Here is a 26,355-nt window from a genome sequence, read left to right as displayed (position 1 = left end):
ATGAGTTGCGTTCGCACCACCTGTCCCTACTGCGGCGTCGGCTGCGGTGTGCTCGCCACCCCGGACGGTCAGGGTGGTGCGACGATCCAGGGTGATCCCGATCACCCGGCCAATTTCGGGCGTCTCTGCTCCAAGGGCTCGGCGCTCGGCGAAACCCTCGATCTCGAGGACCGGCTGCTGGAGCCGCGCATCGCCGGCACACCGGCCCGCTGGGACGCAGCCCTCGACCTGATGGCCTCGAAGATGCGCGCGGCCATCGAGACCCACGGACCCGACAGCGTGGCGATCTATGCCTCGGGCCAGATCCTGAGCGAGGACTACTACGTCGCCAACAAGCTGATGAAGGGCTTTGTCGGCACCGGAAACATCGACACCAACTCGCGGCTCTGCATGGCCTCCTCGGTGGCGGGTCACAAGCGGGCCTTCGGGACCGATACCGTGCCCGGCACCTACGAGGACCTTGAACTGGCCGATACGGTCGTGCTGGTGGGCTCCAACCTCGCCTGGTGCCATCCGGTCATCTACCAGCGCATCGCGGCCGCCAAGGCGGAGCGGCCCGGCATGAAGGTCGTGGTGATCGACCCGCGCCGCACGGCGACCTGCGACATTGCGGACATGCATCTGCGCGTTCGCCCCGATACGGACTCGGCCCTTTTCAACGGGTTGCTTGCGCGCATCCAGGATCTTGGCGCGCTCGATGCGGATTACGTCAACAGGCATGTTTCGGGGGCCTCCGAGGCATTGGATGCTGCCAGCACCTGGACCCGCGAGAAGGTCGCGGAAACCTGCGGGTTGAGCAATCAGGAGGTCGACGCCTTCTTCAAGCTCTGGATCGGCCGCGAGAAGGTCGTCACCGTCTTCAGCCAGGGCGTGAACCAGTCGGGTGCGGGCACCGACAAGGTCAATGCCATCATCAACTGCCATCTTGCCACAGGGCGGATCGGGCGGGCCGGCATGGGGCCGTTCTCCGTCACCGGCCAGCCCAACGCCATGGGCGGGCGCGAGGTGGGCGGGCTGGCCAACATGCTGGCCGCGCATCTCGACATGGAAAACCTCGATCATCGCAATGCCGTTGCCGACTTCTGGCGCGCGCCGAACATGGCGGTGGCGGGGGGCCTGAAGGCGGTGGACCTGTTCAAGGCCTGCGCGGAGGGGCGGATCAAGTTCCTCTGGATCATTTCCACCAATCCGGTCGTCTCCATGCCGGACGCCGATGCGGTTTCGGCGGCGATCCGGGCCTGCGACTTCGTGGTGGTCTCCGACACCAGTGCCGTCACCGACACGATGAAGCTTGCCCATGTGCAGCTTCCCGCCGTGGGCTGGGGCGAGAAATCCGGCACGGTGACCAATTCCGAGCGGCGCATCTCGCGCCAGCGCGCGTTCCTGCCCCATCCCGGTGAGGCGAAGCCCGACTGGTGGGCGATCACCCAGCTTGCGCATCGTCTGGGCTGGGGGGATGCCTTTCCCTACGAGAGCCCGGCGGACATCTTCCGTGAACATGCCGGTCTTTCCGGTGTGGCCGCGAAGATGGGGCGCGATTTCGATATCGGTGCGCTCTCGGATGTCAATGATGCGGATTATGCCGACATGGACCCGGTGCAATGGCCCGTGGGCGGCTCGCCCCGCTTTTTCGCGAAGGGCGGGTTCTTCACCGCGGACGGGCGCGGGCGGATGCTGCCGATCACACCGCCCGAGGTGGATCGCGCGCCAGGGCTTCGGCTGAACACGGGCCGGGTACGCGACCAGTGGCATACCATGACGCGGACCGGAAAATCGCCGCGGCTCAGCGCGCATCTTGCGGAGCCTTTCGCCGAGATCCACCCGAGCGATGCCACCGCGCGCGGGATCGACCATGCCGATCTCATCCGGGTGTCGAACGCGCGTGGCACGGCCATCGTGCGCGCCCTTGTCACGGACCGCACCGCGCCGGGGGAGATCTTCGTGCCGATGCACTGGACCGCGCAGTTTTCCAAGGCGGGCCGTGTCGGACCGCTGGTTCCTCCGGTCACCGACCCGTTCTCGGGCCAGCCCGCGCTCAAGGCCGGGCGCGCGGAGGTCGCGCGGCTTAATCCCGCCTGGCACGGGTTCGCGATCTCACGGAAGAAGCCCGATGTCGGGGCCATCGACGGCTACTGGGCGCTGGCGAAATCCGAAGGGTGCTGGAGGGCGGAACTGGCCGGGGAGAACGCGCCCGAAGATTGGGAAGCTCTCGCGCGGACGATGTTCGGCGCTCCTGATGCGCAGCTTGCCATCGTGAGCGACCCGAGGCGCGGGATCACTCGCATCGCCCTCATTGAGGATGGGATCGTCGTTGCCGCCCTCTTCGCCGGGCCGGAGCCGGTCGAGGTGTCCCGCGCCCATGCGCTCACGGCCTTTGCGGCCAGCAACACCGGCTCGCTGCTGGCCGGTCGCGCCGGTGCGGATCAACCCGATGTTGGTCCTATTGTCTGCGTGTGCTTCAATGTTGGCGTGAATACGATTATGGCAGCGATCGAAAGCGGCGAAGCCTGCAGCGTGGCCGAGATCGGCACATTGCTCTCCGCCGGCACGAATTGTGGCTCCTGCCGCCCCGAACTCAACTCCCTGCTGGCAAAAGCGAGCCAGAAGGTCGCCGCCGAATAGACCGAAGGCTCATTGCCGAGAGAAGACCGATGAAAACCTTTCCGATGTTCCTCAAGCTCGAAGGCCGCCGCGTGGTGATCGCCGGCGGCGGCGAGCAGGCCGCCCAGAAGACGCGCCTCATGCTCAAGACCGAGGCGGAGATCGTCATCGCCGCCGACACGGTCGAGCCTGAACTTGCCGCCCTCGCTGCGCGCGGACGCATCCGCCAGCAGAAGGGCCCCGTCACCTGCGGCACATTCAGAGGGGCGGCGCTCGTCTTCATCTGCACCGGCGATGCGCTGATGGACACTGCCCTTGCGGGTTGTGCGAAGACCGCCGGCGTGGTGGCCAATGTGGTCGACCGTCCGGATCTCTGCGACGCCTTCACCCCTTCGCTGGTGGATCGCGACCCGGTTGTCGTCGCCATCGGCACGGAGGGCACAGCCCCGGTGCTGGGCCGGCAGATCAAGACCCGGATCGAGGAGATGCTGGAGCCGCGTCTCGGCGATCTCGCGGCCCTCGCAGGACGGTTGCGCGACCTGGTGGCGGAACGCATTCCCATGAAGAGCCGGCGGGCCTTCTGGGGCTGGGTGTTCAACGGCGAGCCACGGCTCAAGCATTCCCGCGGGGCCGAGCGCGAGGCCGCGCGCATGATCAAGGAGGCCATCGAGGCCGGCGGGCAGCCGCTCGAGAGAAACGAGGCGGGTTTCGTGAGCCTCGTGGGCGCTGGTCCCGGCATCCGCGATCTGATCACGCTTCGCGGCGTGCAGCGGCTACAGGAAGCCGACATCATCTTCTACGACCGGCTCGTGGACCCGGACCTGCTGGAACTGGCGCGGCGCGATGCCGAGCGGGTCTATGTGGGCAAGGAACCGGGCGTGCCCTCCTGGCCGCAAGACCGGATCAACGGCGTGATCGTGGCCGCCGCCCGCGAGGGCAAGCGCGTGGTGCGGCTCAAAAGCGGCGATCCGGGGATCTTCGGTCGCGGTGCCGAGGAAGCCGAGAGCTTGCAGGCAGCCGGAATCGAGTGGGAAATCGTTCCAGGCGTCACGGCGGCCTCTGCAGCGACTGCCTCGCTCGACGGTTTCCTGACCGAGCGCGGTGTCACGGATGCGGTGGTGCTCACGACGGGGCACACACGGGAAGGCTTCGCGATCCAGAACTGGGCAAATCATCTCCATCCCGGCACGACGCTGGCGCTCTACATGGCCATCGCAAGCTCGGGACGCATTCAGGCGGACATGCTCGCGCAGGGACTTCCCGCCTCGCTTCCGGTCGAGATCGTGAGCCGTGCGGCCTCGCCCGACCAGCAGATCGTCCGCACGCGGCTCGAGAGGATGGCGCAGGACATCGAGGCAGCCGAGGTGCGCAATCCCGCCATCCTGCTCATCCGCTACCCGAAGGACATGGCGGTGGAAAAACCCGAGAACGCCGCGAACGCGGGCTGATCAGATCCCATCGACGCTGGTGAAGCCCTCGAACTGCGGATGGCCCAGGTATTTGGTCTTGTTCGACCCTGCGTTCTTGTGGGCATCGCGGAACTGCTCGGATTTCGTCCAGGCAATGAAATCAGCCTCGTTCTCCCAGATGGTGTGCGAGGCATAGAGCGTGTGATCTTCGGCCTCCGGCCCCTTGAGCAGATGGAAGGACACATAGCCCTTCATCTCGCCCAGCCGGTTGGCGCGGCCCCGCCATACCTCCTCGAAATCCGCCTCCGATCCCGACACGACCTTGAACCGGTTCATCGCGACATACATAGGCGCTCACTCCTTCTGCTGCGGTTGCGCGAGAATTAGCACCCGGCGGCGCAATCGCAAGGCCGCTCGCGATTGACCCCCACCCGCCAACCCGGCTAGTAGAAGCGCGTGGCCTCGTAGCTCAGGGGATAGAGCAACCGCCTCCTAAGCGGTAGGTCGATGGTTCGAATCCATCCGGGGTCACCATCCTAGCCGGAGCCCGCCCGAAATGACCGGAGCCTTGCCGGATTTCACGCTTGAATCCTCCGCGCACGATCATGGTGCGCGAACGGTCTGCGGCGTCGATGAGGCGGGCCGCGGGCCCTGGGCCGGCCCGATCGTGGCCGCAGCGGTGGTGCTCGATCCCGCGAATATCCCCCCCGGCCTCAACGACAGCAAGAAGGTCTCGGCGAAACGCCGCGACGCGCTGTTCGAGAAACTGGCGGAATGCGCGCAGGTCGGCGTCGGACAGGCAAGCGTCGACGAAATCTCGGCCTACAATGTCAGCCGCGCCGGGTATCTCGCCATGCGGCGCGCCATCGCGGAACTGCCGCAGGTCCCGGATCTGGCGCTTGTCGATGGTCGCCACGCGCCCCCCGGACTGGGATGCAACGCCCGCGCCTTCATCGGCGGCGACGGGCGCAGCCTCTCGATCGCGGCCGCCTCCATCGTCGCGAAGGTTACTCGCGACAGGATAATGGTGGCACTTTCGCAACAGTTTCCGGGATATGGCTGGGAAAATAACAAAGGCTATGGCACTCGGGCACATGTCTCGGGACTCGCCAGCCTCGGCGTGACCCCACATCATCGCAAGACCTTCCGGCCAATCCACGACATGTTGTGGCAACAGGCGGAAACGGACTTCGAATCCCGCTGATATACCCCTGATTCGTTTCGTAATTGACGGTGAATCACTTTTGAATCATGATTCGTTCAAAGCATTGTTTGCCGGAGAGCCCCAGTGTCCAGAGCGAAAACGACCGTCCGCCCAGCCCCCCTGAAGACCGATGTCATTCTCGAGGGGGATTGCATCGAGGTCATGCGGTCCATGCCGGCAGAAAGCGTCGATCTGATCTTCGCGGACCCGCCCTACAATCTTCAGTTGAAAGGCACGCTCCACCGGCCTGACAACAGCCGCGTGGATGCGGTGGACGACGACTGGGATCGCTTCAGTTCCTTCGCGGCCTATGACGCCTTCACGCGCGACTGGCTGATCGAGGCGCGGCGGCTGCTCAAGCCGGACGGCGCGATCTGGGTGATCGGCTCCTACCACAATGTTTTTCGTCTGGGCGCGACGATCCAGGATGCGGGCTTCTGGATCCTCAACGATGTTGTCTGGCGCAAGACCAACCCGATGCCGAATTTCCGCGGCAAGCGGCTGACCAATGCGCATGAGACCCTGATCTGGGCGGCCAAGTCGGACCGCTCGAAATACACCTTCAACTACGAGGCCATGAAGGCGCTGAACGAAGGCGTGCAGATGCGGTCCGACTGGACGATCCCGCTCTGCACCGGCGGCGAGCGGCTGAAGAACGCGGATGGCGGCAAGGCCCATCCGACCCAGAAGCCGGAAGCCCTGCTCCACCGGGTTCTGCTATCCTCGACCAATCCGGGCGATGTGGTGCTTGATCCGTTCTTCGGCACCGGCACGACGGGTGCGGTCGCGAAGCGGCTGGATCGGCGCTATATCGGCATCGAACGCGAGGCCGAGTACCGCGCTGTGGCGGAAAAGCGCATTCGCGGCGTGCGGCGGCTCGACAAGGACAGCGTTCAGGTGACGCCGCGCAAGCGCGCCGAGCCGCGGGTGGCCTTCGGCCAGCTCGTGGAGCGCGGGCTGCTTTCTCCGGGCGAGACGCTCATCTCCGAGAACGGACGCCATTCCGCAAAGGTCCGGGCCGATGGCACGCTGATTTCAAGCGACGCGCGCGGCTCGATCCATCAGGTCGGTGCGGCGGTTCAGGGGGCGCCGTCCTGCAACGGCTGGACCTTCTGGCATTTCAAGAAGGATGGCGTGGCCGTGCCCATCGACTACTGGCGGCAGCAGATCCGTTCGGAAATGACGGTCTGAGCGCCGGTTCCATCCCGGCCCGCCCCTAACGGGCGGGTCAATCCGACGTCTTGACGCCGACGATATCGACGAGTTTCTGGGCGATGCCCTTCAGGGAGAGGACCGCCTCGGGGTGATCATGGGCAATGACGTTCAGGGGCATGGAGGAAAAGCCTGCCTGCTCCGGGGACTGAACGATCATGCGCGCGTCCACGAGATGGAGGATCCGCGCGCCCAACGTGCCATCGTCCATCGCACCTGAAAGCACCACGCCAATTCCGGCATCTCCGAACTCTTCCGCCATTGCCAGGAAAAGACCGTCGATGGACGGGCGGAACAAGCCACTGCTCTTGCGTTGCGACACAATGATCCACGACCCCTCGAAACGAATCTGGGCATGGGGGGGAATGACATAGACATGCGCCGGCTTCAGTTGCATGTCGGTAACGGCCGAAATGACGGGCAGCGGGCACATGCGATCGAGGATCGGGGCAAGCTGGCTTCCCGGAGAACTGTGCACCGCGATGATGATAGGTGCGGCAAACGCCCGTGGGAACATTGGTGCCAGTTCTGTCAGCGCCTCGACGCCGCCAGCCGAGCCGCCGATCGCCACCACATGGTGAAACCCGCGATCCGCGCTGCTTACCTTCGGATCGGTCAAATCGGCAGGCAGGGAATAATCATCATGCATCTATTGGCGGCTCCGGGCGCATAAAGCTCCATGATTGCAGAATGCCGGGGCAATGCAAGGGTTCCGCTCCGGCGCTGCGCTCATTCGAGTGACGACAATCCGAGCTTGAGCGCCTTTCGCATGACCGTGGGCATGGCACGCCCCGGATCGCCGCCGTGGAACGCCAGTCCCTCCGGCGGGGTGAAATCCTGCGGCACTCGTGCGGTTCTGAGCGACAGGATGAGGTGGAAATGGGTGAAGGTGTGGCGCACGTCGCCCGGAGAGGGCTGCCATTCGGCGGCAAAGGGCGGCACGGGATCGGGCGGCTTTTCGCGCCAGTCACTGCCGGGAAGCCCGAGCATTCCGCCCAGAAGGCCCTTCTCCGGGCGGCGCTCCAGAAGGACGGCGCCGTCTTCACGCATGGCGAGCCAGGCGATCCCCTGACGCACCGGTTTCGCGGGTTTGCGGGCCTTGCGCGGCAGTTGGGCCGCGATCCCTTCGGCGCGCGCGAGGCAGGCCTCCATCCAGGGGCAGATACCGCAGGCCGGGTTGCGCGGCGTGCAGATCGTAGCACCCAGATCCATCACGGCCTGGGCGTAGTCTCCGGCGCGATCTCGCGGGGTGAGCGAGGCGGCATGGGCGCGCAGGATCGGCTTGGACTTGGGAAGCGGTTCCTCGACCGCGAAGATGCGCGCCATGACCCGCTCGATATTTCCGTCGAGCACCACCGCCGGGCGGTCAAACGCAATGGCCGCGATGGCCGCCGCCGTATAGGGGCCGATACCGGGCAGTTCGAGAAGGCCCTCCTCGGTGTCGGGGAAGGTGCCGCCATGATCCGACGCCACGACACGGGCGCATTTCAGGAGGTTCCGGGCGCGGGCGTAGTAGCCGAGGCCCGCCCAGGCGGCCATGACATCGCCGTCCTCGGCTGCCGCGAGATCCTCCACGCGGGGCCAGCGCCGAGTGAAGGTCTCGAAGTAGTCGCGCACCGCCGCAACGGTGGTCTGCTGAAGCATGACCTCGGAGAGCCAGATCCGGTAGGGGTCGGGTGTCTCCGCGGATCCGGGCGGCACGCGCCAGGGCAGATCGCGGGCATGGCGGTCATACCAGGCGAGAATTTCGCCCGCGAGATCGCGCTCGTTCCCGATGCTCCCGATTGCCGATGACATGCCGTTGCCGTGCCGTTAACCTGTGGGTCCAGATGGAGCGTGGACGCATGGCCCAGACGAAGCAAACGCGCAAGAGATATGACCCTCCGAAACGCAAATCCGTGGGCTTTCTGCCGGCGGCGGGGCTGATCGGGCAGCAGATGCGCACGGCCCAGGCGAAGCGCGGCTATGCGCAGGCCCGGCTGGAGGCGCTCTGGCCCGATCTCGTGGGACGCGAACTCGCCGAACTCTGCTTTCCCGAGAAGCTGACGAGCGCGCGCGGGCCTTCGGGTGGCTTGCTGAAGCTCGCGGTGGATGGCGCGCATGCCCCGCAGATCCAGATGATGCTGCCCACGATCCGCGACAAGATCAATGCGGGCCTCGGCCCCGGAACCGTGGGGCGCATACAGCTCACCCAGACACCCTTCCGGAGGGTCGCGCGCAAACCCGCGGAAGATGACAGGCCGGAACCGATCCCGGCCTCCGCCCTGCCCGAGCCCATGGCCGAGAGCCTCTCAAGCATTGGTGACGATGAATTGAGGGATGCCTTGCAGACTCTCGCGCGCAATGTGCTATCGAGGGCCCGATAACTCCGCAGCCTGGATGACTGAGACATATGACGCTTCTTTTCGATCGCCGCCGAACGCTCGCACTCGGCCTCGCATTCGCCTTTTCACCCGCGCTGGGTTTTGCGCAGGAAATCAACGATGTGGTCGAGATGGTCGAGGGCGACCCCGATGCGCCGGTGACGATCATCGAGTATGCGTCCTTCACCTGCCCCCATTGCGCCACCTTCAATGAAGAGGTGATGCCACGGCTCAAGGCGGATTTCATCGACACGGGCAAGGCAAAGCTCATCTTCCGCGAGGTCTATTTCGATCGCGCCGGTCTCTGGGCCAGCATGATCGCGCGCTGCGCCCCGAAGGATCGCTATTTCGGACTCGTCGATGTTCTCTTCGAGCGTCAGAGCGAGTGGGCGACCGCGAAGACCAACGAGGAGTTCGTCGAGAACCTCTATGGCATCGGGCGCCAGGCCGGGCTCACCAACGAGCGCATGGATGCCTGCATGTCCGATCAGGCCTATGCCGAGGCCCTGGTCGAGAGCTACCAGAAGAACGCGGGTGCCGACGGCATCGATTCGACGCCCTCCTTCGTGATCAATGGCGAGAAGTACGGCAACATGAACTACGAGACCTTCGCGGAGACGCTGCGCGCTGCCGGAGCGGAATGACGCAAACGATCGGGCCGGCCGTGGGCATTATGCTTCGGGCCGGCCTGTCTTCTAGTGTCGCTTGCAACGCTGCCGTGCAGGCGATGTGACGCACGAGCACCTTCGCGATCAGTGAGCCGGTCGCGAGGCTCTGCGCCTTCACGAAAATGAAGAGTTTCTCTTCACTTTTCCCTCCCGAAGCCCGAGACATGAGCGACACGAACGGTCAGACTGCGCCGCCGGTGCAGACCCGGCCTGCGCGCTTGAGACACAGGAGACATCGGATGAGGAAACTGCTTGGATTGACTACCGCTTTCGCGCTGGCCGCGGGCGCGGGGCTGGCGGACGTGAAGGTCGGGATGATCTCCACCCTGTCCGGTGGCGGCGCCGGTCTGGGCATCGATGTCGGTGACGGTTTCCTGCTGGCGATCGAGCAATCCGGGCGCGACGACATCGAGGTCGTGATCGAGGACGATCAGCGCAAGCCCGACATTGCCGTGCAGCTTTCGGACAAGATGATCCAGTCCGAGAAGGTCGATGTTATGACCGGCATCATCTGGTCGAACCTCGCCATGGCGGTCGTGCCCGCGGCCACCGCGCAGGGTGTGATCTACCTTTCTCCGAATGCCGGGCCTTCCGCGCTTGCCGGCAAGGGCTGCCACCCAAACTATTTCAACGTGGCATGGCAGAACGACAACCTTCACGAAGCAGCCGGCGCACACGCCAATTCGGTGGGCTACACCAACAGCTTCCTCCTCGCGCCGAACTACCCGGCGGGGCAGGATGCGCTGACCGGCTACAAGCGGTTCTTCGAGGGTGAGGTCGCCGAGGAGGTCTATACGCAGCTCGGCCAGACGGATTACGCGGCCGAACTCGCCCAGATCCGGGCCTCGGACGCGGACAGCGTCTATTTCTTCCTGCCCGGCGGAATGGGGATTTCCTTCCTTAAGCAGTATGCCGATTCAGGCATCGAGATACCGGTGATCGGTCCGGCGTTCAGCTTCGACCAGGGCATCCTTCAGGCCGTGGGTGATGCGGCGCTGGGGATCGTGAACACATCGCAATGGTCGGCCGATATCGACAATCCGACCAACGCGGCCTTCGTCGAAAGCTTCGAGGCGAAGTATGGCCGCCTGCCCTCGCTCTATGCCAGCCAGGGCTTCGATACCGCGAACCTCCTGATCTCGGCGCTGGAGACGGCCGATCCGTCCGATACGGAGGCGTTCCGCGAGGCGCTCAGAGCGGCGGATTTCGAAAGCACCCGCGGTGATTTCGCCTTCGGTCCGAACCAGCATCCGATCCAGACCATCTATGCCCGCGAGGTGGTGCGCGAGGACGGGGTTCTGACCAACCGGATCATCGGCCCGGCACTCGAGAACCACGCGGATGCCTATGCCGCCGAGTGCGAGATGTAATACCTGCACCCGGCCCGGTTTCATCTTCACCGGGCCGGATCGCACTGTCTGCAACGGTTTTCCATGTCTCTTGTTCTGATTGTCGAGCAGATCCTGAACGGGCTGCAGTTCGGGGTCATGCTGTTTCTCATGTCCGCCGGGCTGACGCTAATCTTCGGCGTCATGGGGCTGATCAATCTTGCCCATGGCTCGCTCTACATGGTCGGGGCCTTCGCGGCCGCCGCCGTGGCCGGGGCGACGGGATCCTTTCTCCTTGCGCTGGCTGCAGCCCTCGCCGCTGCCGCCCTTATCGGGGCACTGGTCGAGATCGTGGTGATCCGGCGGCTCTATCGCGCGGCCCATCTCGATCAGGTTCTGGCGACATTCGCGCTGATCCTGATCTTCTCGGAGGGCACGCGCTGGCTCTTCGGCTCCTTCCCGCTCTATCTCGATGTGCCGGATTACCTCTCAGGCCCGGTCGGCCTGCCCGGTGGCATCCAGTATCCGCTTTACCGTCTCGCGCTGATCGGGATCGGCGTGGCCGTCGCCCTCGGCCTATGGTGGCTGACGGCGCGCACCCGACTCGGCATGCAGATCCGGGCGGGCAAGAACGATAGAGAGATGATCGCGGCCCTCGGCGTCGATATCTCACGGCTCTACACCCTTGTCTTCGCGCTCGGTGCGGGGCTCGCGGGGCTTGCCGGGGCGCTGGTCGGCACGATCCAGTCGGTGCAGGTCGGTATGGGAGAGCCGGTTCTGATCCTGGCCTTCGTCGTGATCGTCGTGGGCGGGATCGGCTCGATCCGGGGCGCGTTCTTCGGCGCGCTCCTGGTGGGGCTGACCGACACGCTCGGCGGCGTTTTCCTGCCAGAGGTCTTCAAACTCTTCATGGAGCCCGGCGCCGCGACGCGAACGGGGGCGGCACTTGCCTCCATGTCCGTCTACATCCTCATGAGCCTCGTGCTGATCTGGCGGCCCACCGGGCTTTTCGGAGCGGCACGATGATTGCCGAGCGTCATCTCACGCTCGCCGTTCTGGCAGGGGTTCTGGCGGTGCCGCTCATGGCCCTTCTGACCGACGCGCCCTTCACGATCACGCTTGTGACGCGCGCGGTGATCCTGGCGCTGGCCGCTGTCGGGCTCAACATCGCGCTGGGGATCGGCGGGCTCGTCAGCCTCGGACACGCGGCCTTCTTCGGGATCGGCGCCTATGCCATGGGCATTCTGGCCTTCCATGCGCAGAGCTACACGCCGCTCGAGATCGCGGGGCTGTCCATCGAGGGCACGAAATCCATGCCGGTGATCTGGCTGGTTGCGCTGCTTGCCTCCGGTCTGGCGGCCTTCGTCATCGGGCTGCTGACGCTGCGGACCTCGGGCGTGTACTTCATCATGGTAACGCTCGCCTTCGGGCAGATGCTCTACTATTTCGCGATCTCCTGGAGCGCCTATGGCGGCGAGGACGGGATGTCGATCTATGTGCGCAACGGGTTTCCCGGCCTGAACACGCTCGTGCCGATCCAGTTCTTCGGCCTCTGTTTTGCCTGTCTTCTGGTGGCGCTGGTGCTGCAGTCACGACTGCGGGCCTCACCCTTCGGTCTTGCCCTGAACGCCGCGCGCCAGGTGCCGGAGCGCGTGCAGACGGTCGGGCTCGATCCGATGCGCCTCAAGCTGGTGGCCTTCGTGATTTCCGGCGCGATCACGGGGCTCGCGGGTGCGCTCTATGCCGATCTGAACCGCTTCGTCAGCCCGTCCACCTTCAGTTGGCAGCTATCGGGCGAGTTGATCGTTCTCATCATCATCGGCGGAACCGGGCGGCTCATCGGGCCGGTGATCGGTGCCGTGCTGTTCGTCGCGCTCGAGCACTGGCTCGGAGGGGTCACCGATTTCTGGCATATCTGGCTCGGGGTGATCCTGCTCGGGATCGTGCTTTTTGCCCGTGGCGGGGTTGTCGGTCTTCTGACGGGAAAGGCGGGGCCCCATGTCTAAGCCGCTTCTCTCGACGCGCAATCTCGTCAAGAGTTTCAGGGCGATGCGCGCGACCGACGATGTCTCCATCGACGTGATGCCGGGCGAGATCCACGCGATCATAGGCCCGAACGGCGCGGGAAAATCGACGCTGATCGGCCAGATCTGCGGCAGCGTGGCGCCCGATTCCGGGACCGTTGCGCTCCTGGGGCGGGATGTGACCCGCGACACGGTGCAGGCACGTGCGCGGGCCGGGCTTGGCCGGACCTTCCAGATTTCCGCGCTTGCGATGGAAGACAGCGTGCTCGAGAACGTGCTCCTGGGCGCGCTGGGGCATTCGGGACATCCCTGGCGGTTCTGGCGACCCGTTTTGCGGGAGGCAGAGCTTCAGGCACGTGCCATGGCCGCACTGGAGCGCGTGGGGCTTGCGGACCGCGCTGCTGTCCGGACCTCCGAGCTCAGCCATGGCCAGCGCCGGCAACTCGAAATCGCCGTGGCCCTTTCGCTTTCCCCGAAGGTCTTCGTGATGGATGAACCCATGGCCGGGCTTGGCGCCGATGGCTCCCGCGAGCTCACCCGGTTTCTCGACCGCTTGCGGCAGGAGGCTCCGATCCTCCTGGTGGAGCACGACATGGACGCGGTCTTTGCTCTCGCGGATCGGATCAGCGTTCTGGTCTATGGCCGGATCATCGCGACGGGCACCGTGGAGGAGATCCGCGCTTCGCGGGAGGTGCGCGACGCCTATCTCGGAGAAGAGGCATGACGCTGCTCGCGCTCGAGGGGCTCACGGCATCCTATGGTCCCGTGCCGGCGCTTTTCGGGGTCGATCTCTCGCTTGGTGAGGGTGAGGTCCTGGCGCTCATGGGTCGCAACGGCATGGGAAAGACCACGACGGTCAAGGCGATCTGCCGGATGATTCCGTCCCAGGGCGGGTTGCGCTTCGACGGGCAGGACCTGCACAGGCGCGCGAGCCACCAGGCGGCGCGGCTCGGCATCGGTCTGGTTCCGGAGGGGCGGCGCTGCTTCGCGGATCTGACGGTGGCCGAGAACCTGATGGCGGCGGCCCGGCGCGGCCCCTGGACGATGGAGCGGGTGCAAGCCCTTTTTCCGCGACTTGGCGAACGCTCCGCGCAGCGCGCCGCAACGCTTTCGGGAGGTGAGCAGCAGATGCTGGCCATCGGGCGTGCGCTGATGACCAACCCGCGACTGCTCATTCTCGACGAGGCGACCGAGGGGCTCGCCCCCATCGTGCGTCAGGAGATCTGGACCGCGATCGCGGAACTCAAGCGCGAGACGGGGCTTGCCATCCTGCTGATCGACAAGTCGCTGCGGGAACTGACCGCCGTGGCCGACCGCGCCGTCATCCTCGCGCGTGGGCGCACGGTCTGGTCCGGTGAAATGCGCACGCTGCCGCCCGAAATCTCGCACAGATACGTGGGCGTCTGACCGGCTCCGGTGACCGGATGGACTGCAATCAGGAAGGAAGACTGCATGGATTGGGACGACGCCTATGACAACATGGGGCACGTTCCGGGCGCGACCGCCCTGCCCGCATGCTGGGCGGAGGAAGCGGCCAACTATCGTGCCAGCGGCATTCCCGTCGATCTGGACATTCCCTACGGGACTTCGCCGCGCGAGAGGCTCGATATCGTCTGGCCGGAGGTTCAGCCGAAGGGGCTCGCGGTCTTCATCCATGGCGGCTACTGGATGAAGCTGTCGAAATCCGACTGGACGCATCTGGCGGAAGGTGCGCACGCACGGGGCTGGGCCGTCGCCCTGCCGAGCTATACGCTGGCGCCCGATGCCCGCATCTCTGCAATGACCCGGCAGATCGGTGCGGCGATCACATGCGCCGCGGAACGGGTGGAGGGGCCGATCCGGCTTTCGGGCCACTCCGCCGGAGGGCATCTTGCCTGCCGGATGATCTGCACGAACACGCCACTGCCCGTCCAGGTGCGGGACCGCATCGAGGCTGTGGTGTCGATCAGCGGGTTGCATGATCTCCGCCCGCTCCTGCGGACAAGGATGAACGCCACGCTCGATCTCGATCTCGAGGAGGCCCGTGCCGAGAGCCCCGCCCTTCTCGAGCCATGTGATATCGCGCGACTTACGGCCTGGGTCGGGGGTGGAGAGCGGCCGGAATTCATCCGACAGTCGGAACTGATTGCCTCGATCTGGTCGGGGCTCGGCTGCGACACGGCTCTGAGGATCGACGGCGATCACCACCATTTCTCGGTCATCGAGGGCATGCGTGATCCAGCTAGCCCACTCAGTGAGGCCTTGCTCGGGACATAAGGGACTATCGGCGCCGGACTCCCTGGATGGCGGGCCGAAAGATTATTGCACACGAGAGCAGAAACGGTGGCGCGACGCGAAATTGCCCGGTAAGGTGGGCCTCCAGAAAGATCTGCAAAGCCATGCCTGATAAACAGCAACGCCCGAACACAATCACCGCAGACCGGGTCGCCGAGGTGGCCGGCGTATCGCGATGGACCGTCAATCGCGCCTTCCGGCAGGACGCCTCGATCTCGGAAAAGAGCCGGCAGAAGGTGATGGAAGCGGCCGAGCAGCTTGGTTACGCGCCCGACCTCCTGGCTTCCAGTCTGCGGGCGGACCGCTCGAACCTCGTTGCGCTGCTCGTGGATGATTTTTCCAACCCCCACAAGCTCGTGATGATCGAATGCCTCACGCGGATCCTGCGCAAGGGCGGGTGGGACACGCTGCTGGTCAACACGCTCGACGAGGCCGATGCGCCGGCGGCGCTACTGAATGCCAGCCAGCGTCGGGTGGATGCGGCCGTTCTGATCGGGTTGCAGTTCAACGAACAGGTGCTCGGGACCGCCCTGGGCGCGCAGCGGATGCGCAAGCTCATCGTCTTCGCGCGCTATTCGGAGAACCCCAACACGGTCTCGATCTGCTGCGATGACGAGGCCGCGATGTCGCTCATCGCGAATTATGTTCGGGAGAGGGGCTACCAGCGGCCGTTCTTTCTCGCGGGGCCCGAGACCTATTCGGCGCATCTGATGCGCAAGGAAACCTTCCTGCGCAAGTGGCAGCGGGAGAAGGGCGTGGTGCCGCCCTCGATTTCGGTGCCGCGCTACGACCCGAAGCTGGCCTATGACCGGGTATCCGAATGCCTCGGCGGCATGAAGCAGGACGAGCTGCCCGACATCCTGGTCTGCGAAAACGATGCGCTGGCAATCGGCGCGGTCGATGCGATCCGTTTCCAGCTCGGGCGGCACATGCCCGGCGACATCGCCGTGACCGGGTTCGACGACGTGCCCCAAGCGGAATCGCCCAACTACCGGCTGACAACCTATCGTCAGCCACTGACCGCAATGGCCGAGGGGCTGGTGCAGATCCTCAAGGCCAGTCGGCCTGCGTCCGGCCAGCGCCAGTACACCGGGGAACTGGTGCGCCGCGAGAGCGCCTGACGCGGATCGAATGTCACGGAGGGCGGCTCTGGCCGGGCCTGCCGCCCCGCTCATTCGTCACATGAGATGTTCGACCTCGGGGGCCGGCACGAAGCGCCAGTTCCGGCGCGGCCCGGCCATGACGTTGAGATAGTACATCTCGAAGCCGTGGGGCGCGCCGCAGGGGTGGTGGCCGCGGGGCACGCAGACCACATCGCCATCATGCACCGCCATAGTTTCGTTCAGTTGCAGGTCGTCGGTATAGACGCGCTGGATGCCGAAGCCGTTGGCCGGGTTCAGCCGGTGGTAGTAGGTCTCTTCGAGATAGGTGATGCGCGGAAAATCGTCTTCGTCGTGGCGATGCGAGGGATAGGACGACCAGTGGCCGGCGGGGGTGAAGACTTCCGTAACCAGCAGGCTGTCGGCGTAATCCTCGTTCTCCATGGCGATGTTGTTGATGTGGCGGGTGTTGGTGCCCTCGCCGCGGGGGGTGAGCGTGATGCCGTCGGGGCCGATCCGGCGGGCCGCGTGGCCGCTCTTGCCCGGCGCGGTGCAGACCGCGAGGGTGCAGTCGGTCTCGGCTGTCGCTTCCCACTCGCTGCCGTTCGGCAGGTAGAGGCAATGCGGTGGGGATTTCTCGAACACGTTCATCCGGTCCCCGAGCACGCCCCAGTCCTGCCCCGCACCGGTGATCTTTGCCTTGCCCTCGACCATGACGAGGATCACCTCGGTGGAGCCGGTGGCCTCGGCCACGGTTTCGCCAGCGCGCAGTTTCCAGAGCGAAAAGCCCACATAGCGCCAGCCCGCACTCTGGGGGGTGATCTCGTGCACCTTGCCGTGGGTGCCGAAGGGGCGTTTGAGAAGGTGGCTCATCAGTCTTGCCTTTCGTCCGTGTCTTTCGTCCCTGGGGCGGAGACGAAGAATTCCCAGGCGCACCAGGCGCCAATCGCCGCGAAGATAAACCCCCAGATGGGCCCGCCGGAAACGAACTCGACCACCGCCCAGCCCAAAGTCACAGCCACGACGGCAATGCGCCGCCAGAGCGGCTTGAAGAAGGGGTGGGAGGCGTCGACAATCTTCATTTGGGGTCCCTTCGGGATCAGGCGGTCTCGGCAGCCGCGGAGGTGTCGAGGCCGGTTTCGCGGGCCATGCGCTTGAGCGCCTTGAGGCCCATGTCCTGGTAGTGGAGCGGGTTGCGCACGGCACTGTCCTGCTCGGCCTCGATCACCAGCCAGCCGGTGTAGCCGGCATCCGCAGCGATTTTCAGAACCGGTTCGAAGGCCACGCAGCCCTCCGCATCGCCCGGCACGGTGAAGGCCCCGCGGCGCACGCCTTCGAGGAAGGAGAGCCCCTCCTCGCGCACCTCGCGCATGATGTCGGGCCGGACGTTCTTGGCGTGGATGTGGCTCACCCGGTCGATGTATTTGCGGGCCACTTCCGCCGGGTCCGCGCCGCCGAAGGTGCAGTGCCCGGTATCGAGCAGAAGCCGCGTGTGGGGACCCGCCATTTCCATGAAGCGGTCGATATCAGATGCGCTCTCGATGATCGAGCCCATGTGGTGGTGGTAGCCCATGGGCATGCCCTCGGATGCCGCGAAGGCCGAAAGCTCCTCGTAGCCGCGCGAGAAGCGGTCCCACTCGGCATCCGTCATGATGGGACGGTTGTTCACCGCGACATGATCGTTGCCATGGACCGTGTTGGAGCATTCGCAGGCATTGATGTGGCTGCCGCCCGCGGCCCTGGTGAAGTCGATCCAGGCCTTGAGCGCCTTCTTTTCGGTCTCAATGTCGTTGATGAGAATATTGGTCGAGTGCCAGCCTGCGGCGAACTTCAGACCGTATTCGCCGAGCTTTGCTTTCAGCGCGATGCCGTCGTCGGGCATCTTGTGGCCCTTCTCGATGCCGTCGAAGCCGATGGTGCGGCAATCGGAAAGGCATTCCTCGAGGCTGATGTGGTCGCCGATGGACCAGTCGTCGTCATTCGACCAGGCGATGGGGTTGGTGCCGTAAAGGATCATCTGGTTTCCTCCCGTTGTTCTTTCGATGCCCGACCGGCCGGCCTGCCGGCCCCTCGGCATCTATGATTTTTCGGATCAATGCATTCCGGAGGGCACGGTCTTCTGCGCACGGCCCTTCCGGGATGGGTGGTATCAATCGAAGGCGCGCTGCAGTTCCCTGGCCTCGGTGTAGCGCGCGCGGGCCTTCTCGAGGCGTTCCGGGCCGCCGACCTCCGGCACGGCCACGTCCCACCAGGTGCCGCCCGCGCCAGTGCCGGAAACCGCCTCGGTGTCGATGACGATCACGGACGGAATGTTGCGCGACCGTGCCGCGACGATCTTCTCTTCCAGTTCGGCAATGCTCTCGGCCTTCTCGGAATGGGCGCCCATGCTGCGGGCGTGCGCCACGAAGTCGATTTCGGGTTGTGCCTCGACGTTCGAATCCTTGTACATGTTGTTGAACTCCGCCCCGCCGCAGCCGATCTGGAGCCGGTTGATGCAGCCGTAGCCCCGGTTGTCGGTCAGCACGATGGTGAAGGGCACGCGCCGCATCACCGCCGTCGCCAGTTCGGAATTCGCCATCATGTAGGAGCCGTCGCCCACGAAGCAGATGACCTCCTTCGAAGGATCCGCAAGCTTGATGCCCATGGCGCCCGCGACCTCGTAGCCCATGCAGGAGAAGCCGTATTCCATGTGGTAGCCACCGGGAGCGGAGCGCCAGAGCGTGTGTAGCGCGCCCGGCATCGTGCCTGCGGCGCACATGGCCACGGTGTTCTCGGTCGAGACCCGCTGCACCGCGCCGATCACTTGGGCATCCGATGGCAACCCGTCATGGTTGGGCACGGCCATCACCGCGTCCGCCGCCTCGAACCAGGCTGCGCGGCGGCCCTGATCCTGGTCAGCGTAGGCCTTATCGCCAAGGGCCGCGTCGATCTTCGCGATGGCGACCTTCGCATCCGCGACCATCGGGATCGCGCCGTGCTTGGCCGCGTCGTAGCCCGCGAGGTTCACCGAGACGAGCCGACGCGCGGGATTGGCGAAGACCGTCCAGGAGCCGGTGGTGAAGTCCTGAAAGCGCGTGCCGATCCCGAGAACCAGATCGGCCTCGGCCAGCGTCTGGTTGGCCGCATCCGAGCCGGTCACGCCGGGGGCGCCGAAATTGAGGTCTTCCTGCCAGTCGATGGCGCCCTTGCCGGCCTGGGTCTCGACGATGGGGATGTTGCGCGCCTTCGCGAAGGCAAGAAGATCCGCCTCCGCCTGCGAATAGAGCACGCCACCGCCTGCGACGATCACCGGTTTCTCCGCTGACCTGAGCGCGGCTGCGACCTCGGCCACTTCGCCGGCATCGGGCTCGGGGCGGCGAATGCGCCAGACCTTCGGCGTGAAGAAGCTCTCGGGATAGTCATAGGCCTCGGCCTGGACGTCCTGGCAGAAGGCGAGACAGACGGGGCCGCAATCGGCCGGGTCCGTCATGGTGCGCAAGGCCCGCGGCAGGCAGGTCAGCAGGTGCTCGGGCCGCGTGATGCGGTCGAAATAGCGCACGACCGGCTTGAAGCAGTCATTGGCCGAGATCGTGCCGTCGTCGAAATCCTCGATCTGCTGCAGGACCGGGTCGGGTCTGCGGTTGGCGAAGACGTCGCCCGGAATGAAGAGGATTGGCAGGCGGTTCACATGGGCAAGGGCTGCCGCCGTGACCATGTTGGTCGCGCCGGGGCCAATGGAAGACGTCACGGCCATGGCGCGGCGACGGCGCGATGTCTTGGCATAGGCGATGGCGGTATGCGCCATGGTCTGCTCGTTCTGGCCCCGCCAGGTGGGAAGCGCGTCTCCGATCCCGTGCAGCGCCTCGCCGAGCCCCGCAACATTGCCATGGCCGAAGATGGCCCAGACGCCCTCGATGAACCGCTGGCCCTCTTCCGTCTGCTGCACGCTCAGCCAGCGGACCATGGCCTGTGCGGCCGTCAGTCGTATCGTCTTCGTCATGCCACAAGTTCCCCTGCGCTTGCCCGCGCCTTGTCCCAGATGTTGCAGAGCCGGGTGAAACGCTCGCTCATCTGCGCCACGGCTTCCTCATCGCTCATGTCACCCCGGAGCCAGGCCCGCGCCGCATCGCCGAAAATCGTGCGACCCACCGCGAAGCCCTTCACCAGATCGTAGGCAGCCGCCACGTCGAAGGAGGCCGCCAGTTCGGCTTCCGGTGCGTCGAGGCCCAGGACCACGATGCCGCGGGTATGGGCATCGTTCGTCTCGATGGCCGCGATCGCCTTTTCCCAGGCGGCGCGGCTCTTGAGGGGTTCGAGCTTCCACCAGTCGGGATAGACCCCGATATCGTAGAACTGCTGGATCAGCATCGCGGTGGTGTCCTCATCAACCGCGCCGACCTTCGACGGGATGATCTCGAGCAGGAACTCCAGATGATTGCGGCGGGCGGCCGTGAACAGCCGCTTGACGGTCGCCTTCTGGGAGGCACGGGTCGCGGCGTCGTCATCGGGGTGGCAGAAGCAGAGCACCTTAACCACGTTCTCGCGCGCCCATTCCGAAAGCCCGCCAAAGTCCGGCCCGTATTCCGGTTCGATCTCAAGCGGGCGGGATCCCGGCCATTCACAGGGGCGGCCGATCCAGAGGCCGGTGCCGGACGCGGCATGAAGCGCCTTCCGTCCGATACGGTTATCGCAGAGGATGCCGTATCCGGCCTGGCCAGCCTGGACCTGAAGGGCCGCCTTCAGGCACAGTTCCTTGAACGCCCCGCCCTTTTCGAGCGTGTAGCCCGGCATTTCCTCGAGCTGAAGCCGGTGGTCGAAGGCGAAGACCCGCATTGTCGACCAGTCGCCCTTGCGGTTGGTCGACCAGTGGATCTGCTCCAGTTCGGGATCATTGCGGAGATCGGGCCGCTTGATGCCGCGCTTGAGGAAGAATTCAAGCTCGGTCGCACTCGGATAAGCAGGCGTGCAGCCATGGCGCGAAACGGCGAAGGCCCCGCAGGCATTGGCGTATTCCAGCGCGCGCGGCCAGTTCACCGACGAGAGGTCCTCTGCCTCCATCCACCCCTTCAGGAGGCCGGCGAAGAAGCCGTCGCCGGCGCCAAGCACGTTGAACACCTCGATCGGGAAGCCGGGACCGGCCTGGCCCTCATCGAGGCTGCCGGGGATCTCCCCCTCGATCGCCACCGCGCCCTTCGCGCCACGCTTGCACACGAGCGTTGCATCCGAGACCGCACGAACGGCATGAAGCGCTTCGAGCGTGTCGGTCGAGCCACCCGCGATATGGAACTCCTCCTCGGTGCCGACGATCAGGTCGAAGAGATGCAGGTGCGATTGCAGTTTGCGTGTCACCTCGGCGCTTTCGACAAAGCGGCTTTCGCCCTCGCCGTGACCCGCCACGCCCCAGAGGTTCGGGCGGTAGTCGATGTCGAGAGCGGTGCGCAGCCCGTGCTTGCGGCAGAGCGAGAGCGCCTTGAGCGTCGCGGCCTCGACCTTGGGGTGCGAGAGATGCGTGCCGGTGGCGACGAATCCACGGGCCGAGGCGATGAAAGTCTCGTCCACATCCGCTTCCGTCAGCCCCATGTCGGCGCAATTCTCGCGGTAGAAGATCAGCGGGAAGCTGTCCTCGTCGCGGATGCCCAGGAGCACGAGCGCTGTGAGCCGCTCGGGATCGACCTTGACGCCTGTGGTGTCGACGCCTTCGCGCGCGAGCTGCTCGGTGATGAAGCGGCCCATGTGCTCGTCGCCCACGCCGGTGATCACGGCCGTCCTGAGGCCAAGGCGCGCCGCACCGCAGGCGATGTTCGTCGGGCTCCCGCCGATATACTTCTCGAAGGACCCCATGTCCTCGAGACGGCCACCGATCTGCGCGCCGTAGAGGTCGACCGAGCTCCGGCCCATCGTGATAACGTCGAGTTTCTTCATGCGTCTGGTTCCGTTCCTGGGGCGGTGGTTTCGAGAGGTGGGCGGGGTGCCGGCGGGGAGATCAGGCGCGGCACCCCTGTGCCGGTCGAAGGTGGCCGTCCTCCGCCCGGTTTCCTCGATCCTTCGGTCGGATGACTGAAGCGGACCGTGCTTTGGGCCGCGCGACCCCTGGGACCTGCGCATGCCAGGACCAACCAATTCCGCGCCGACCGCACGCGGCGGCTGGCCGCAACTCCAGCAGACATGGTGTTCTCTCCTCCCGGCACTTTTTTGCGCTACGGATACATGACGCCAACCCTTCATTCATCTTGAAAAATGATGGGAACCCTTCAAAACGGGGGTCGTGCAACAGGTGGGAATGGCCGTGTCGAACAAGACAACACTCCAGCAGATCGCGGAGGCCGCGCAAGTCAGCCTGAGCACCGTGGACAGGGTGATCAACCGGCGCGGCGGTGTCTCCCCCAAGTCGGAGGCGCGTGTCCTTGAGTGGGCCACACGGCTGAACCTCGACCGGAAGGTCTTTCGCGCCCATCTCCAGGTTTTGCGGATCGCGGTGCTGATGCAATCGCCGGAGAACCCGTTCTACCGCGCGCTGCGCGAGGCATTTTCCTCCGCCGACGCAACGACCCAGGATCTGCGAATGAACCTCCACATGTTCCACGTCGATCCGGGAGATCTCGATGACACCATTCGCAAGATCGAGACGGCCGCGAGCGGCTATGACGGGCTGATCATCGATTGCGTCGATCATGTGTCGGTCACCGAGAAGCTGCGGCAGGTCTCGAAACGCAGGCCGGTCGTCACCTTCCTGACCGATCTGCCCAGTTCGGGGCGGATCGCCTATGTGGGGCCGGACAACCGGCAGATGGGTCGCGTGGCGGGCGAGTTGATGGGGCGCTTCCTCGGCGAGCGTGGCGGCAAGGTTCTGGTCATGCTCGGCTCGCAGCAATTCGCCGGGCATCTCGACCGCGAAATCGGCTTTCGGGCCGTCTTGCGGGAGCGGTTCCCCGCCTGCGAGATTGTCGAGATCCTCGAAAGCGCCGAAAGTGCAGAACGCGCGGGCGACCTGATCTACCGGACCCTGAAGCAGCAACCGGACATTCGCGGCATCTACAATGTCACGGCCGGGAATTTCGCCATTGCTCAGTGCATCAAGGCGCTCGGCCTGCAGGAGAAGGTCACTTTCATCACCCATGAGCTGACGCCACTGCGGCGGCAATTGCTGCGGACAGGTGTGCTCGATGCGGTGATCGACCAGAACCCACGGCTCGAGGCCATCCGGGCGATCGAGGTGCTCGCGCGCCACTTCAAGCGAAGCGAGCACGACGCGCCCATGGCCGATTTCACGCCCTTTGACATCTATCTTCGGGAAAACTGCCCGCCTGGGTGATCACCGGTCCGGCTTCATTGCCCGAAGGAGAGATGGACCTTCACCGATCTTGACCGGTCGGCGGCAACGCGGAAGGCTTCGGCGGCATCCTGAAGCGGGTAAGTTCCGGTTATGATCGGGCGCACATCGATCCGGCCCGAGGTGATCGCCTCCACGGCTTCGGCGAACTCCGCATGGAAACGGTGGGTGCCCTGAAGGCAGATCTCCTTTGCCACGAGTGCGTTGACCGGCATGGGGGTATCGCCCGCGACGCCGACCTGGATCAGGACGCCTCTGGGCCGGAGCGTGTTGACAGCCGAGCGGATCGCGGGCGCGGCGGCGGAGCATTCGAAGGCGACGTCGAAATAGCCCTTGTTCTCGCCGTAGTGTTCCATTTCCGCGCCGTCGCGGACCACGTTGATCGTCCGGGTTGCGCCCATCCTGCGCGCAACATCGAGCACCGCGTCCTCAAGATCGGTCACGACGACCTCCGCTGCGCCCGCTTCCGCCGCCGCGGCGGCACAGAGGCTGCCGATGGGCCCCGCACCGGTGACGAGGACACGCTTGCCCGCCACATCGCCCGCCATCCGGCGCGCATGGAGGCAGACCGCGAGGGGCTCTGCACAGGCTACCGCATCGAGATCCGCGCCCTCCGGCAACCGGATGCACTGCGTCGCATCCACGACGATCCGTTCGCGGAAAAGCCCCTGCTCGTGGGGGAGCCGGATCGCGGACCCGTTGAAGCGCATCTGGAGGCAATGCATCGGCAGGCCCTCGGCGCAATAGATGCAGGTGCCGCAAGGCCGGCTCGGGTTGATTGCCACCGCGTCGCCCGGTGACAGACCGGACACGCCGGGTCCGGGTTCGACCACCCTGCCCGATGCTTCATGGCCCAGGATGATCGGCTCGCGCACACGGATCGTGCCGATCCCGCCCTCGCTCAGGTAGTGCATGTCGGAGCCGCAAATGCCGCCCGCCTCGATGGCGAGGAGGACCTGCCCCTCCCCTGGCTCGGGAACGGTTTCGGTTTCGATGCGCAGGTCGTTCCGGCCATGCAGGCGGCAAACTCGGGTCTTCATATCCGGCCTCACGGGGTCAGGAGGGAGGGCAGCCAGGTCGCGAGCGCGGGTATGTAGGAGACCATCAGCAGCACCAGCAGGTTCGACAACAGGAAGGGCATGATCGCCACGATCACCGGCATGAGCGGCAGCCGGGCAATGCCCGCGCAGACGAAGAGGCAGACGCCCACGGGCGGCGTCGTCAGCCCGATGATCAGGTTGAGGACGGCAAAGGTGGCGAAATGCAGCGGTTCGATCCCCACGGCCTCTGCCAGCGAGAGAAGGGGCACGAAGAGGATGATCAGCGCGGCAATCGTCTCCATGAACATGCCGACGAAGAGGAGGAGCAGATTGATGAGCAGGATCACCAGGATGCGATTGTCCGTCACCGCAAGCACGCCATCGGCAATCGCCTGCGGGATGCGCTCGGAGACGAGAATCCAGCCGAAGACATTGGCAAAGCCTACCAGCGCCAGGATGCCCGCTGCAGAAATCGCGCTGTCGATGATGATCCCCGGCACCTTGCGAAGCGGCAGTTCGCGGTAGATGAACGCGCCGACGAAGAAGGCGTAGACCGAGGCCACCACGGCAGTTTCGGTCGGCGTGGCAAGGCCAGAGAGCAGGCCGTAGATGATGAGGAAGGTCATCGCCAGCGCCCAGAAGGCCCCGGCGAAGGAACGGCCGACCTCCCGCGCACCCAGCCAGTCCTGCCGGGGGAAATTGCGCTTCCTGGCGATGACATAGGCCGTCACCATCATCGCGACGCCCATGAGGATGCCGGGAACCGCGCCGGCCAGGAACATCTGGCCCACCGAGATGCCCGAGAGCGCACCGACGATGATCATCGGGACCGAGGGCGGAATGATCGGCCCGACGGTGGAGGATGCGGCTGTGACGGCGGCAGAGAAATCGCCGGGATAGCCTGCCTTCTTCATGCCCGGGATCATCACGCCACCTATGGAGGCCGCGTCGGCGACCGCTGTGCCGGTGATGCCGCCGAAGAGCATGGAGGCGGCGATATTCGTCAGCCCCAGCCCGCCGCGGATCCAGCCCACAAGGGCATTGGCGAAGCGGATGATGCGGCCGGTGATACCGCCCTGGTTCATCAGGTTGCCCGCGAGGATGAAGCCGGGAATGGAAAGCAGGACGAAGACATCCATGCCCGCATACATCTTCTGCGGCATGACGACAGGCGGGATGCCGGCCACGAGGATGTAGGCCAGCGAGGAGAGGCCGAGCGTGATCGCGACGGGTATTCCGAGCACGAGCCCGCCGATGAAGACGGAGAGAAGGATCGCGACGTCCATGGGTTCAATCCTCCTCGCGCAGCACGGGCCGGCCATCCTCGGAGCCGGTGAGCATTCCGACAACGCGCAGGACCGCGAAGAGCGCGATGAGCGCCAGCATCAGCCAGATGGTGAAATGGACCGCATCCATGCGCAACCCGAGTGCGGGAGAGGTCTGCATGCGGCCGATCGAGACGTATTTCCAGGCGTGCGGCAGCAGGAAGAGTGCCAGTCCCGCGGTGGCGATGGCGCCCAGAAACCGCAGCATCCAGGGCAGACGCCCTGGCAGCGATTCACTCACCACGTCCACGTTCACGAGGTCGCCGGTGCGGAACGAGAGCCCGGCGCCGAACGCGACGGTGAAGAGCAGCGCATAGCGGGTGAGTTCCTCGGTCCAGACCGGGGCGCTGTTGGTCAGCCGCCCGACGACCTGCATCAGGACGGCGGCGATGAGCACGGCGAAGGACAGTCCCGTGCCGAGCCGGGCGAGTGTGGCGATGGTCGCGATCAGCTTGCCGGCGCGCGGCATGTTTCAGTTTCCTTGGTCCGGAGGGGTGT

25 protein-coding genes and 1 tRNA gene are annotated in these 26,355 nt (G+C 65.4%); 15 read left to right on the top strand and 11 right to left on the bottom strand.

Annotated elements, in window-relative coordinates; genetic code table 11:
- Together ACP15W_RS02575 and cysG are read left to right on the top strand one after the other, a co-directional pair.
- Positions 1 to 2,622: a molybdopterin-dependent oxidoreductase gene (locus ACP15W_RS02575; RefSeq protein ID WP_424931258.1), complete on the top strand. Its 2,622-nt coding sequence runs from the start codon at positions 1 to 3 to the stop codon at positions 2,620 to 2,622.
- 29 nt (positions 2,623 to 2,651) lie between these two features.
- On the top strand, positions 2,652 to 4,049 hold the full coding sequence (gene cysG / locus ACP15W_RS02570) for a siroheme synthase CysG (RefSeq protein WP_424931257.1): 1,398 nt from the start codon (positions 2,652 to 2,654) through the stop codon (positions 4,047 to 4,049).
- On the opposite strand, the gene ACP15W_RS02565 is transcribed toward cysG, so the two are convergent.
- Positions 4,050 to 4,358: an antibiotic biosynthesis monooxygenase family protein gene (locus tag ACP15W_RS02565; protein WP_424931256.1), complete on the bottom strand. Its 309-nt coding sequence runs from the start codon at positions 4,356 to 4,358 to the stop codon at positions 4,050 to 4,052.
- 110 nt (positions 4,359 to 4,468) lie between these two features.
- Here ACP15W_RS02565 and ACP15W_RS02560 point away from each other — a divergent pair.
- The 3 genes from ACP15W_RS02560 (at position 4,469) to ACP15W_RS02550 (ending at position 6,405) form a co-directional block, all read left to right on the top strand.
- Positions 4,469 to 4,544: transfer RNA gene (locus tag ACP15W_RS02560), tRNA-Arg, on the top strand.
- A gap of 22 nt (positions 4,545 to 4,566) precedes the next feature.
- Positions 4,567 to 5,214, top strand: coding sequence for a ribonuclease HII (locus ACP15W_RS02555; RefSeq protein ID WP_424931255.1), 648 nt, complete (start codon positions 4,567 to 4,569; stop codon positions 5,212 to 5,214).
- Between the two features lie 84 nt (positions 5,215 to 5,298).
- A complete protein-coding gene (locus ACP15W_RS02550) occupies positions 5,299 to 6,405 on the top strand; it encodes a site-specific DNA-methyltransferase (protein WP_424931254.1) in 1,107 nt (368 codons plus the stop codon).
- Positions 6,406 to 6,442: 37 nt separating this feature from the next.
- Here ACP15W_RS02550 and ACP15W_RS02545 read toward each other — a convergent pair whose 3' ends face one another.
- Both ACP15W_RS02545 and mutY read right to left on the bottom strand, forming a co-directional pair.
- Positions 6,443 to 7,075 carry a chemotaxis protein CheB gene (locus ACP15W_RS02545; RefSeq protein ID WP_424931253.1) on the bottom strand — a complete coding sequence of 211 codons (633 nt, stop codon included), beginning with the start codon at positions 7,073 to 7,075 and terminating at the stop codon, positions 6,443 to 6,445.
- A gap of 80 nt (positions 7,076 to 7,155) precedes the next feature.
- Positions 7,156 to 8,223 (bottom strand): A/G-specific adenine glycosylase, encoded by a 1,068-nt coding sequence (mutY, locus tag ACP15W_RS02540; RefSeq protein ID WP_424931252.1) that lies wholly within the window; start codon positions 8,221 to 8,223, stop codon positions 7,156 to 7,158.
- 47 nt (positions 8,224 to 8,270) lie between these two features.
- Between mutY and ACP15W_RS02535 the strand changes: the two genes are divergently transcribed.
- The 9 genes from ACP15W_RS02535 to ACP15W_RS02495 all read left to right on the top strand — a co-directional run bounded on the left by ACP15W_RS02535 (position 8,271) and on the right by ACP15W_RS02495 (position 16,204).
- A complete protein-coding gene (locus ACP15W_RS02535) occupies positions 8,271 to 8,792 on the top strand; it encodes a DUF721 domain-containing protein (RefSeq protein WP_424931251.1) in 522 nt (173 codons plus the stop codon).
- A gap of 26 nt (positions 8,793 to 8,818) precedes the next feature.
- A complete protein-coding gene (locus tag ACP15W_RS02530; RefSeq protein WP_424931250.1) occupies positions 8,819 to 9,433 on the top strand; it encodes a DsbA family protein in 615 nt (204 codons plus the stop codon).
- 263 nt (positions 9,434 to 9,696) lie between these two features.
- Entirely contained in the window at positions 9,697 to 10,827 is a 1,131-nt protein-coding gene (locus ACP15W_RS02525) for an ABC transporter substrate-binding protein (protein WP_424931249.1), read from the top strand.
- 63 nt (positions 10,828 to 10,890) lie between these two features.
- The gene (locus ACP15W_RS02520; RefSeq protein ID WP_424931248.1) at positions 10,891 to 11,811 is read left to right on the top strand and encodes a branched-chain amino acid ABC transporter permease; all 921 of its coding nucleotides are present in this window, start codon (positions 10,891 to 10,893) and stop codon (positions 11,809 to 11,811) included.
- Positions 11,808 to 12,791 carry a branched-chain amino acid ABC transporter permease gene (locus ACP15W_RS02515; RefSeq protein WP_424931247.1) on the top strand — a complete coding sequence of 328 codons (984 nt, stop codon included), beginning with the start codon at positions 11,808 to 11,810 and terminating at the stop codon, positions 12,789 to 12,791. The genes ACP15W_RS02520 and ACP15W_RS02515 overlap by 4 nt, the downstream gene beginning before the upstream one ends.
- Positions 12,784 to 13,533, top strand: coding sequence for an ABC transporter ATP-binding protein (locus tag ACP15W_RS02510; RefSeq protein ID WP_424931246.1), 750 nt, complete (start codon positions 12,784 to 12,786; stop codon positions 13,531 to 13,533). The genes ACP15W_RS02515 and ACP15W_RS02510 overlap by 8 nt, the downstream gene beginning before the upstream one ends.
- Positions 13,530 to 14,216, top strand: coding sequence for an ABC transporter ATP-binding protein (locus tag ACP15W_RS02505; protein WP_424931245.1), 687 nt, complete (start codon positions 13,530 to 13,532; stop codon positions 14,214 to 14,216). Before ACP15W_RS02510 ends, ACP15W_RS02505 begins: the two co-directional genes overlap by 4 nt.
- Positions 14,217 to 14,261: 45 nt before the next feature.
- Positions 14,262 to 15,065 carry an alpha/beta hydrolase gene (locus ACP15W_RS02500; RefSeq protein ID WP_424931244.1) on the top strand — a complete coding sequence of 268 codons (804 nt, stop codon included), beginning with the start codon at positions 14,262 to 14,264 and terminating at the stop codon, positions 15,063 to 15,065.
- Positions 15,066 to 15,187: 122 nt separating this feature from the next.
- The gene (locus tag ACP15W_RS02495; protein WP_424931243.1) at positions 15,188 to 16,204 is read left to right on the top strand and encodes a LacI family DNA-binding transcriptional regulator; all 1,017 of its coding nucleotides are present in this window, start codon (positions 15,188 to 15,190) and stop codon (positions 16,202 to 16,204) included.
- A gap of 57 nt (positions 16,205 to 16,261) precedes the next feature.
- Here the strand turns inward: ACP15W_RS02495 and iolB are convergent, their stop codons facing one another.
- From iolB to ACP15W_RS02470, 5 genes are all read right to left on the bottom strand, one after another.
- Positions 16,262 to 17,056, bottom strand: a complete 795-nt coding sequence (gene iolB / locus ACP15W_RS02490; RefSeq protein ID WP_424931242.1) for a 5-deoxy-glucuronate isomerase — start codon at positions 17,054 to 17,056, stop codon at positions 16,262 to 16,264.
- Complete coding sequence (locus tag ACP15W_RS02485; protein ID WP_424931241.1) at positions 17,056 to 17,265, bottom strand: hypothetical protein; 210 nt, start codon at positions 17,263 to 17,265, stop codon at positions 17,056 to 17,058. The genes iolB and ACP15W_RS02485 overlap by 1 nt, the downstream gene beginning before the upstream one ends.
- Before the next feature lie 17 nt (positions 17,266 to 17,282).
- On the bottom strand, positions 17,283 to 18,200 hold the full coding sequence (iolE, locus tag ACP15W_RS02480; RefSeq protein WP_424931240.1) for a myo-inosose-2 dehydratase: 918 nt from the start codon (positions 18,198 to 18,200) through the stop codon (positions 17,283 to 17,285).
- Between the two features lie 132 nt (positions 18,201 to 18,332).
- Positions 18,333 to 20,162, bottom strand: a complete 1,830-nt coding sequence (iolD, locus tag ACP15W_RS02475) for a 3D-(3,5/4)-trihydroxycyclohexane-1,2-dione acylhydrolase (decyclizing) (protein WP_424931239.1) — start codon at positions 20,160 to 20,162, stop codon at positions 18,333 to 18,335.
- Positions 20,159 to 22,084 (bottom strand): bifunctional 5-dehydro-2-deoxygluconokinase/5-dehydro-2-deoxyphosphogluconate aldolase, encoded by a 1,926-nt coding sequence (locus ACP15W_RS02470; protein WP_424931238.1) that lies wholly within the window; start codon positions 22,082 to 22,084, stop codon positions 20,159 to 20,161. Before ACP15W_RS02470 ends, iolD begins: the two co-directional genes overlap by 4 nt.
- A 364-nt stretch (positions 22,085 to 22,448) precedes the next feature.
- Between ACP15W_RS02470 and ACP15W_RS02465 the strand changes: the two genes are divergently transcribed.
- A complete protein-coding gene (locus tag ACP15W_RS02465; protein ID WP_424931237.1) occupies positions 22,449 to 23,474 on the top strand; it encodes a LacI family DNA-binding transcriptional regulator in 1,026 nt (341 codons plus the stop codon).
- Between the two features lie 14 nt (positions 23,475 to 23,488).
- Here ACP15W_RS02465 and ACP15W_RS02460 read toward each other — a convergent pair whose 3' ends face one another.
- From ACP15W_RS02460 to ACP15W_RS02450, 3 genes are read right to left on the bottom strand one after another with little or no spacing between them, the layout of a single operon-like run.
- Positions 23,489 to 24,532 carry an L-idonate 5-dehydrogenase gene (locus ACP15W_RS02460; protein ID WP_424931236.1) on the bottom strand — a complete coding sequence of 348 codons (1,044 nt, stop codon included), beginning with the start codon at positions 24,530 to 24,532 and terminating at the stop codon, positions 23,489 to 23,491.
- A gap of 8 nt (positions 24,533 to 24,540) precedes the next feature.
- On the bottom strand, positions 24,541 to 25,818 hold the full coding sequence (locus tag ACP15W_RS02455) for a TRAP transporter large permease (RefSeq protein ID WP_424931235.1): 1,278 nt from the start codon (positions 25,816 to 25,818) through the stop codon (positions 24,541 to 24,543).
- Between the two features lie 4 nt (positions 25,819 to 25,822).
- Complete coding sequence (locus ACP15W_RS02450) at positions 25,823 to 26,326, bottom strand: TRAP transporter small permease (protein WP_424931234.1); 504 nt, start codon at positions 26,324 to 26,326, stop codon at positions 25,823 to 25,825.
- Positions 26,327 to 26,355: the final 29 nt, after the last annotated feature.

Origin of the sequence: Amaricoccus macauensis (assembly GCF_049800915.1) — a bacterium.
Taxonomy (GTDB): domain Bacteria; phylum Pseudomonadota; class Alphaproteobacteria; order Rhodobacterales; family Rhodobacteraceae; genus Amaricoccus; species Amaricoccus macauensis_A.
The sequence above is the reverse complement of the archived record's forward strand: the minus strand, read 5'-3'. Positions and strand labels throughout refer to the sequence as shown.

What these genes read in the sequence shown, in the direction of transcription:
- iolD (WP_424931239.1), bottom strand. Translation starts at nt 20,162, where the DNA reads ATGACGAAGACGATACGACTGACGGCCGCACAGGCCATGGTCCGCTGG.
- ACP15W_RS02545 (WP_424931253.1), bottom strand. Translation starts at nt 7,075, where the DNA reads ATGCATGATGATTATTCCCTGCCTGCCGATTTGACCGATCCGAAGGTA.
- ACP15W_RS02525 (WP_424931249.1), top strand. Translation starts at nt 9,697, where the DNA reads ATGAGGAAACTGCTTGGATTGACTACCGCTTTCGCGCTGGCCGCGGGC.
- iolE (WP_424931240.1), bottom strand. Translation starts at nt 18,200, where the DNA reads ATGATCCTTTACGGCACCAACCCCATCGCCTGGTCGAATGACGACGAC.
- ACP15W_RS02470 (WP_424931238.1), bottom strand. Translation starts at nt 22,084, where the DNA reads ATGAAGAAACTCGACGTTATCACGATGGGCCGGAGCTCGGTCGACCTC.
- ACP15W_RS02535 (WP_424931251.1), top strand. Translation starts at nt 8,271, where the DNA reads ATGGCCCAGACGAAGCAAACGCGCAAGAGATATGACCCTCCGAAACGC.
- ACP15W_RS02485 (WP_424931241.1), bottom strand. Translation starts at nt 17,265, where the DNA reads ATGAAGATTGTCGACGCCTCCCACCCCTTCTTCAAGCCGCTCTGGCGG.
- ACP15W_RS02555 (WP_424931255.1), top strand. Translation starts at nt 4,567, where the DNA reads ATGACCGGAGCCTTGCCGGATTTCACGCTTGAATCCTCCGCGCACGAT.
- cysG (WP_424931257.1), top strand. Translation starts at nt 2,652, where the DNA reads ATGAAAACCTTTCCGATGTTCCTCAAGCTCGAAGGCCGCCGCGTGGTG.
- ACP15W_RS02515 (WP_424931247.1), top strand. Translation starts at nt 11,808, where the DNA reads ATGATTGCCGAGCGTCATCTCACGCTCGCCGTTCTGGCAGGGGTTCTG.
- ACP15W_RS02505 (WP_424931245.1), top strand. Translation starts at nt 13,530, where the DNA reads ATGACGCTGCTCGCGCTCGAGGGGCTCACGGCATCCTATGGTCCCGTG.
- ACP15W_RS02565 (WP_424931256.1), bottom strand. Translation starts at nt 4,358, where the DNA reads ATGTATGTCGCGATGAACCGGTTCAAGGTCGTGTCGGGATCGGAGGCG.
- ACP15W_RS02455 (WP_424931235.1), bottom strand. Translation starts at nt 25,818, where the DNA reads ATGGACGTCGCGATCCTTCTCTCCGTCTTCATCGGCGGGCTCGTGCTC.
- ACP15W_RS02520 (WP_424931248.1), top strand. Translation starts at nt 10,891, where the DNA reads ATGTCTCTTGTTCTGATTGTCGAGCAGATCCTGAACGGGCTGCAGTTC.
- ACP15W_RS02575 (WP_424931258.1), top strand. Translation starts at nt 1, where the DNA reads ATGAGTTGCGTTCGCACCACCTGTCCCTACTGCGGCGTCGGCTGCGGT.
- ACP15W_RS02530 (WP_424931250.1), top strand. Translation starts at nt 8,819, where the DNA reads ATGACGCTTCTTTTCGATCGCCGCCGAACGCTCGCACTCGGCCTCGCA.
- iolB (WP_424931242.1), bottom strand. Translation starts at nt 17,056, where the DNA reads ATGAGCCACCTTCTCAAACGCCCCTTCGGCACCCACGGCAAGGTGCAC.
- ACP15W_RS02460 (WP_424931236.1), bottom strand. Translation starts at nt 24,532, where the DNA reads ATGAAGACCCGAGTTTGCCGCCTGCATGGCCGGAACGACCTGCGCATC.
- ACP15W_RS02495 (WP_424931243.1), top strand. Translation starts at nt 15,188, where the DNA reads ATGCCTGATAAACAGCAACGCCCGAACACAATCACCGCAGACCGGGTC.
- mutY (WP_424931252.1), bottom strand. Translation starts at nt 8,223, where the DNA reads ATGTCATCGGCAATCGGGAGCATCGGGAACGAGCGCGATCTCGCGGGC.
- ACP15W_RS02510 (WP_424931246.1), top strand. Translation starts at nt 12,784, where the DNA reads ATGTCTAAGCCGCTTCTCTCGACGCGCAATCTCGTCAAGAGTTTCAGG.
- ACP15W_RS02500 (WP_424931244.1), top strand. Translation starts at nt 14,262, where the DNA reads ATGGATTGGGACGACGCCTATGACAACATGGGGCACGTTCCGGGCGCG.
- ACP15W_RS02450 (WP_424931234.1), bottom strand. Translation starts at nt 26,326, where the DNA reads ATGCCGCGCGCCGGCAAGCTGATCGCGACCATCGCCACACTCGCCCGG.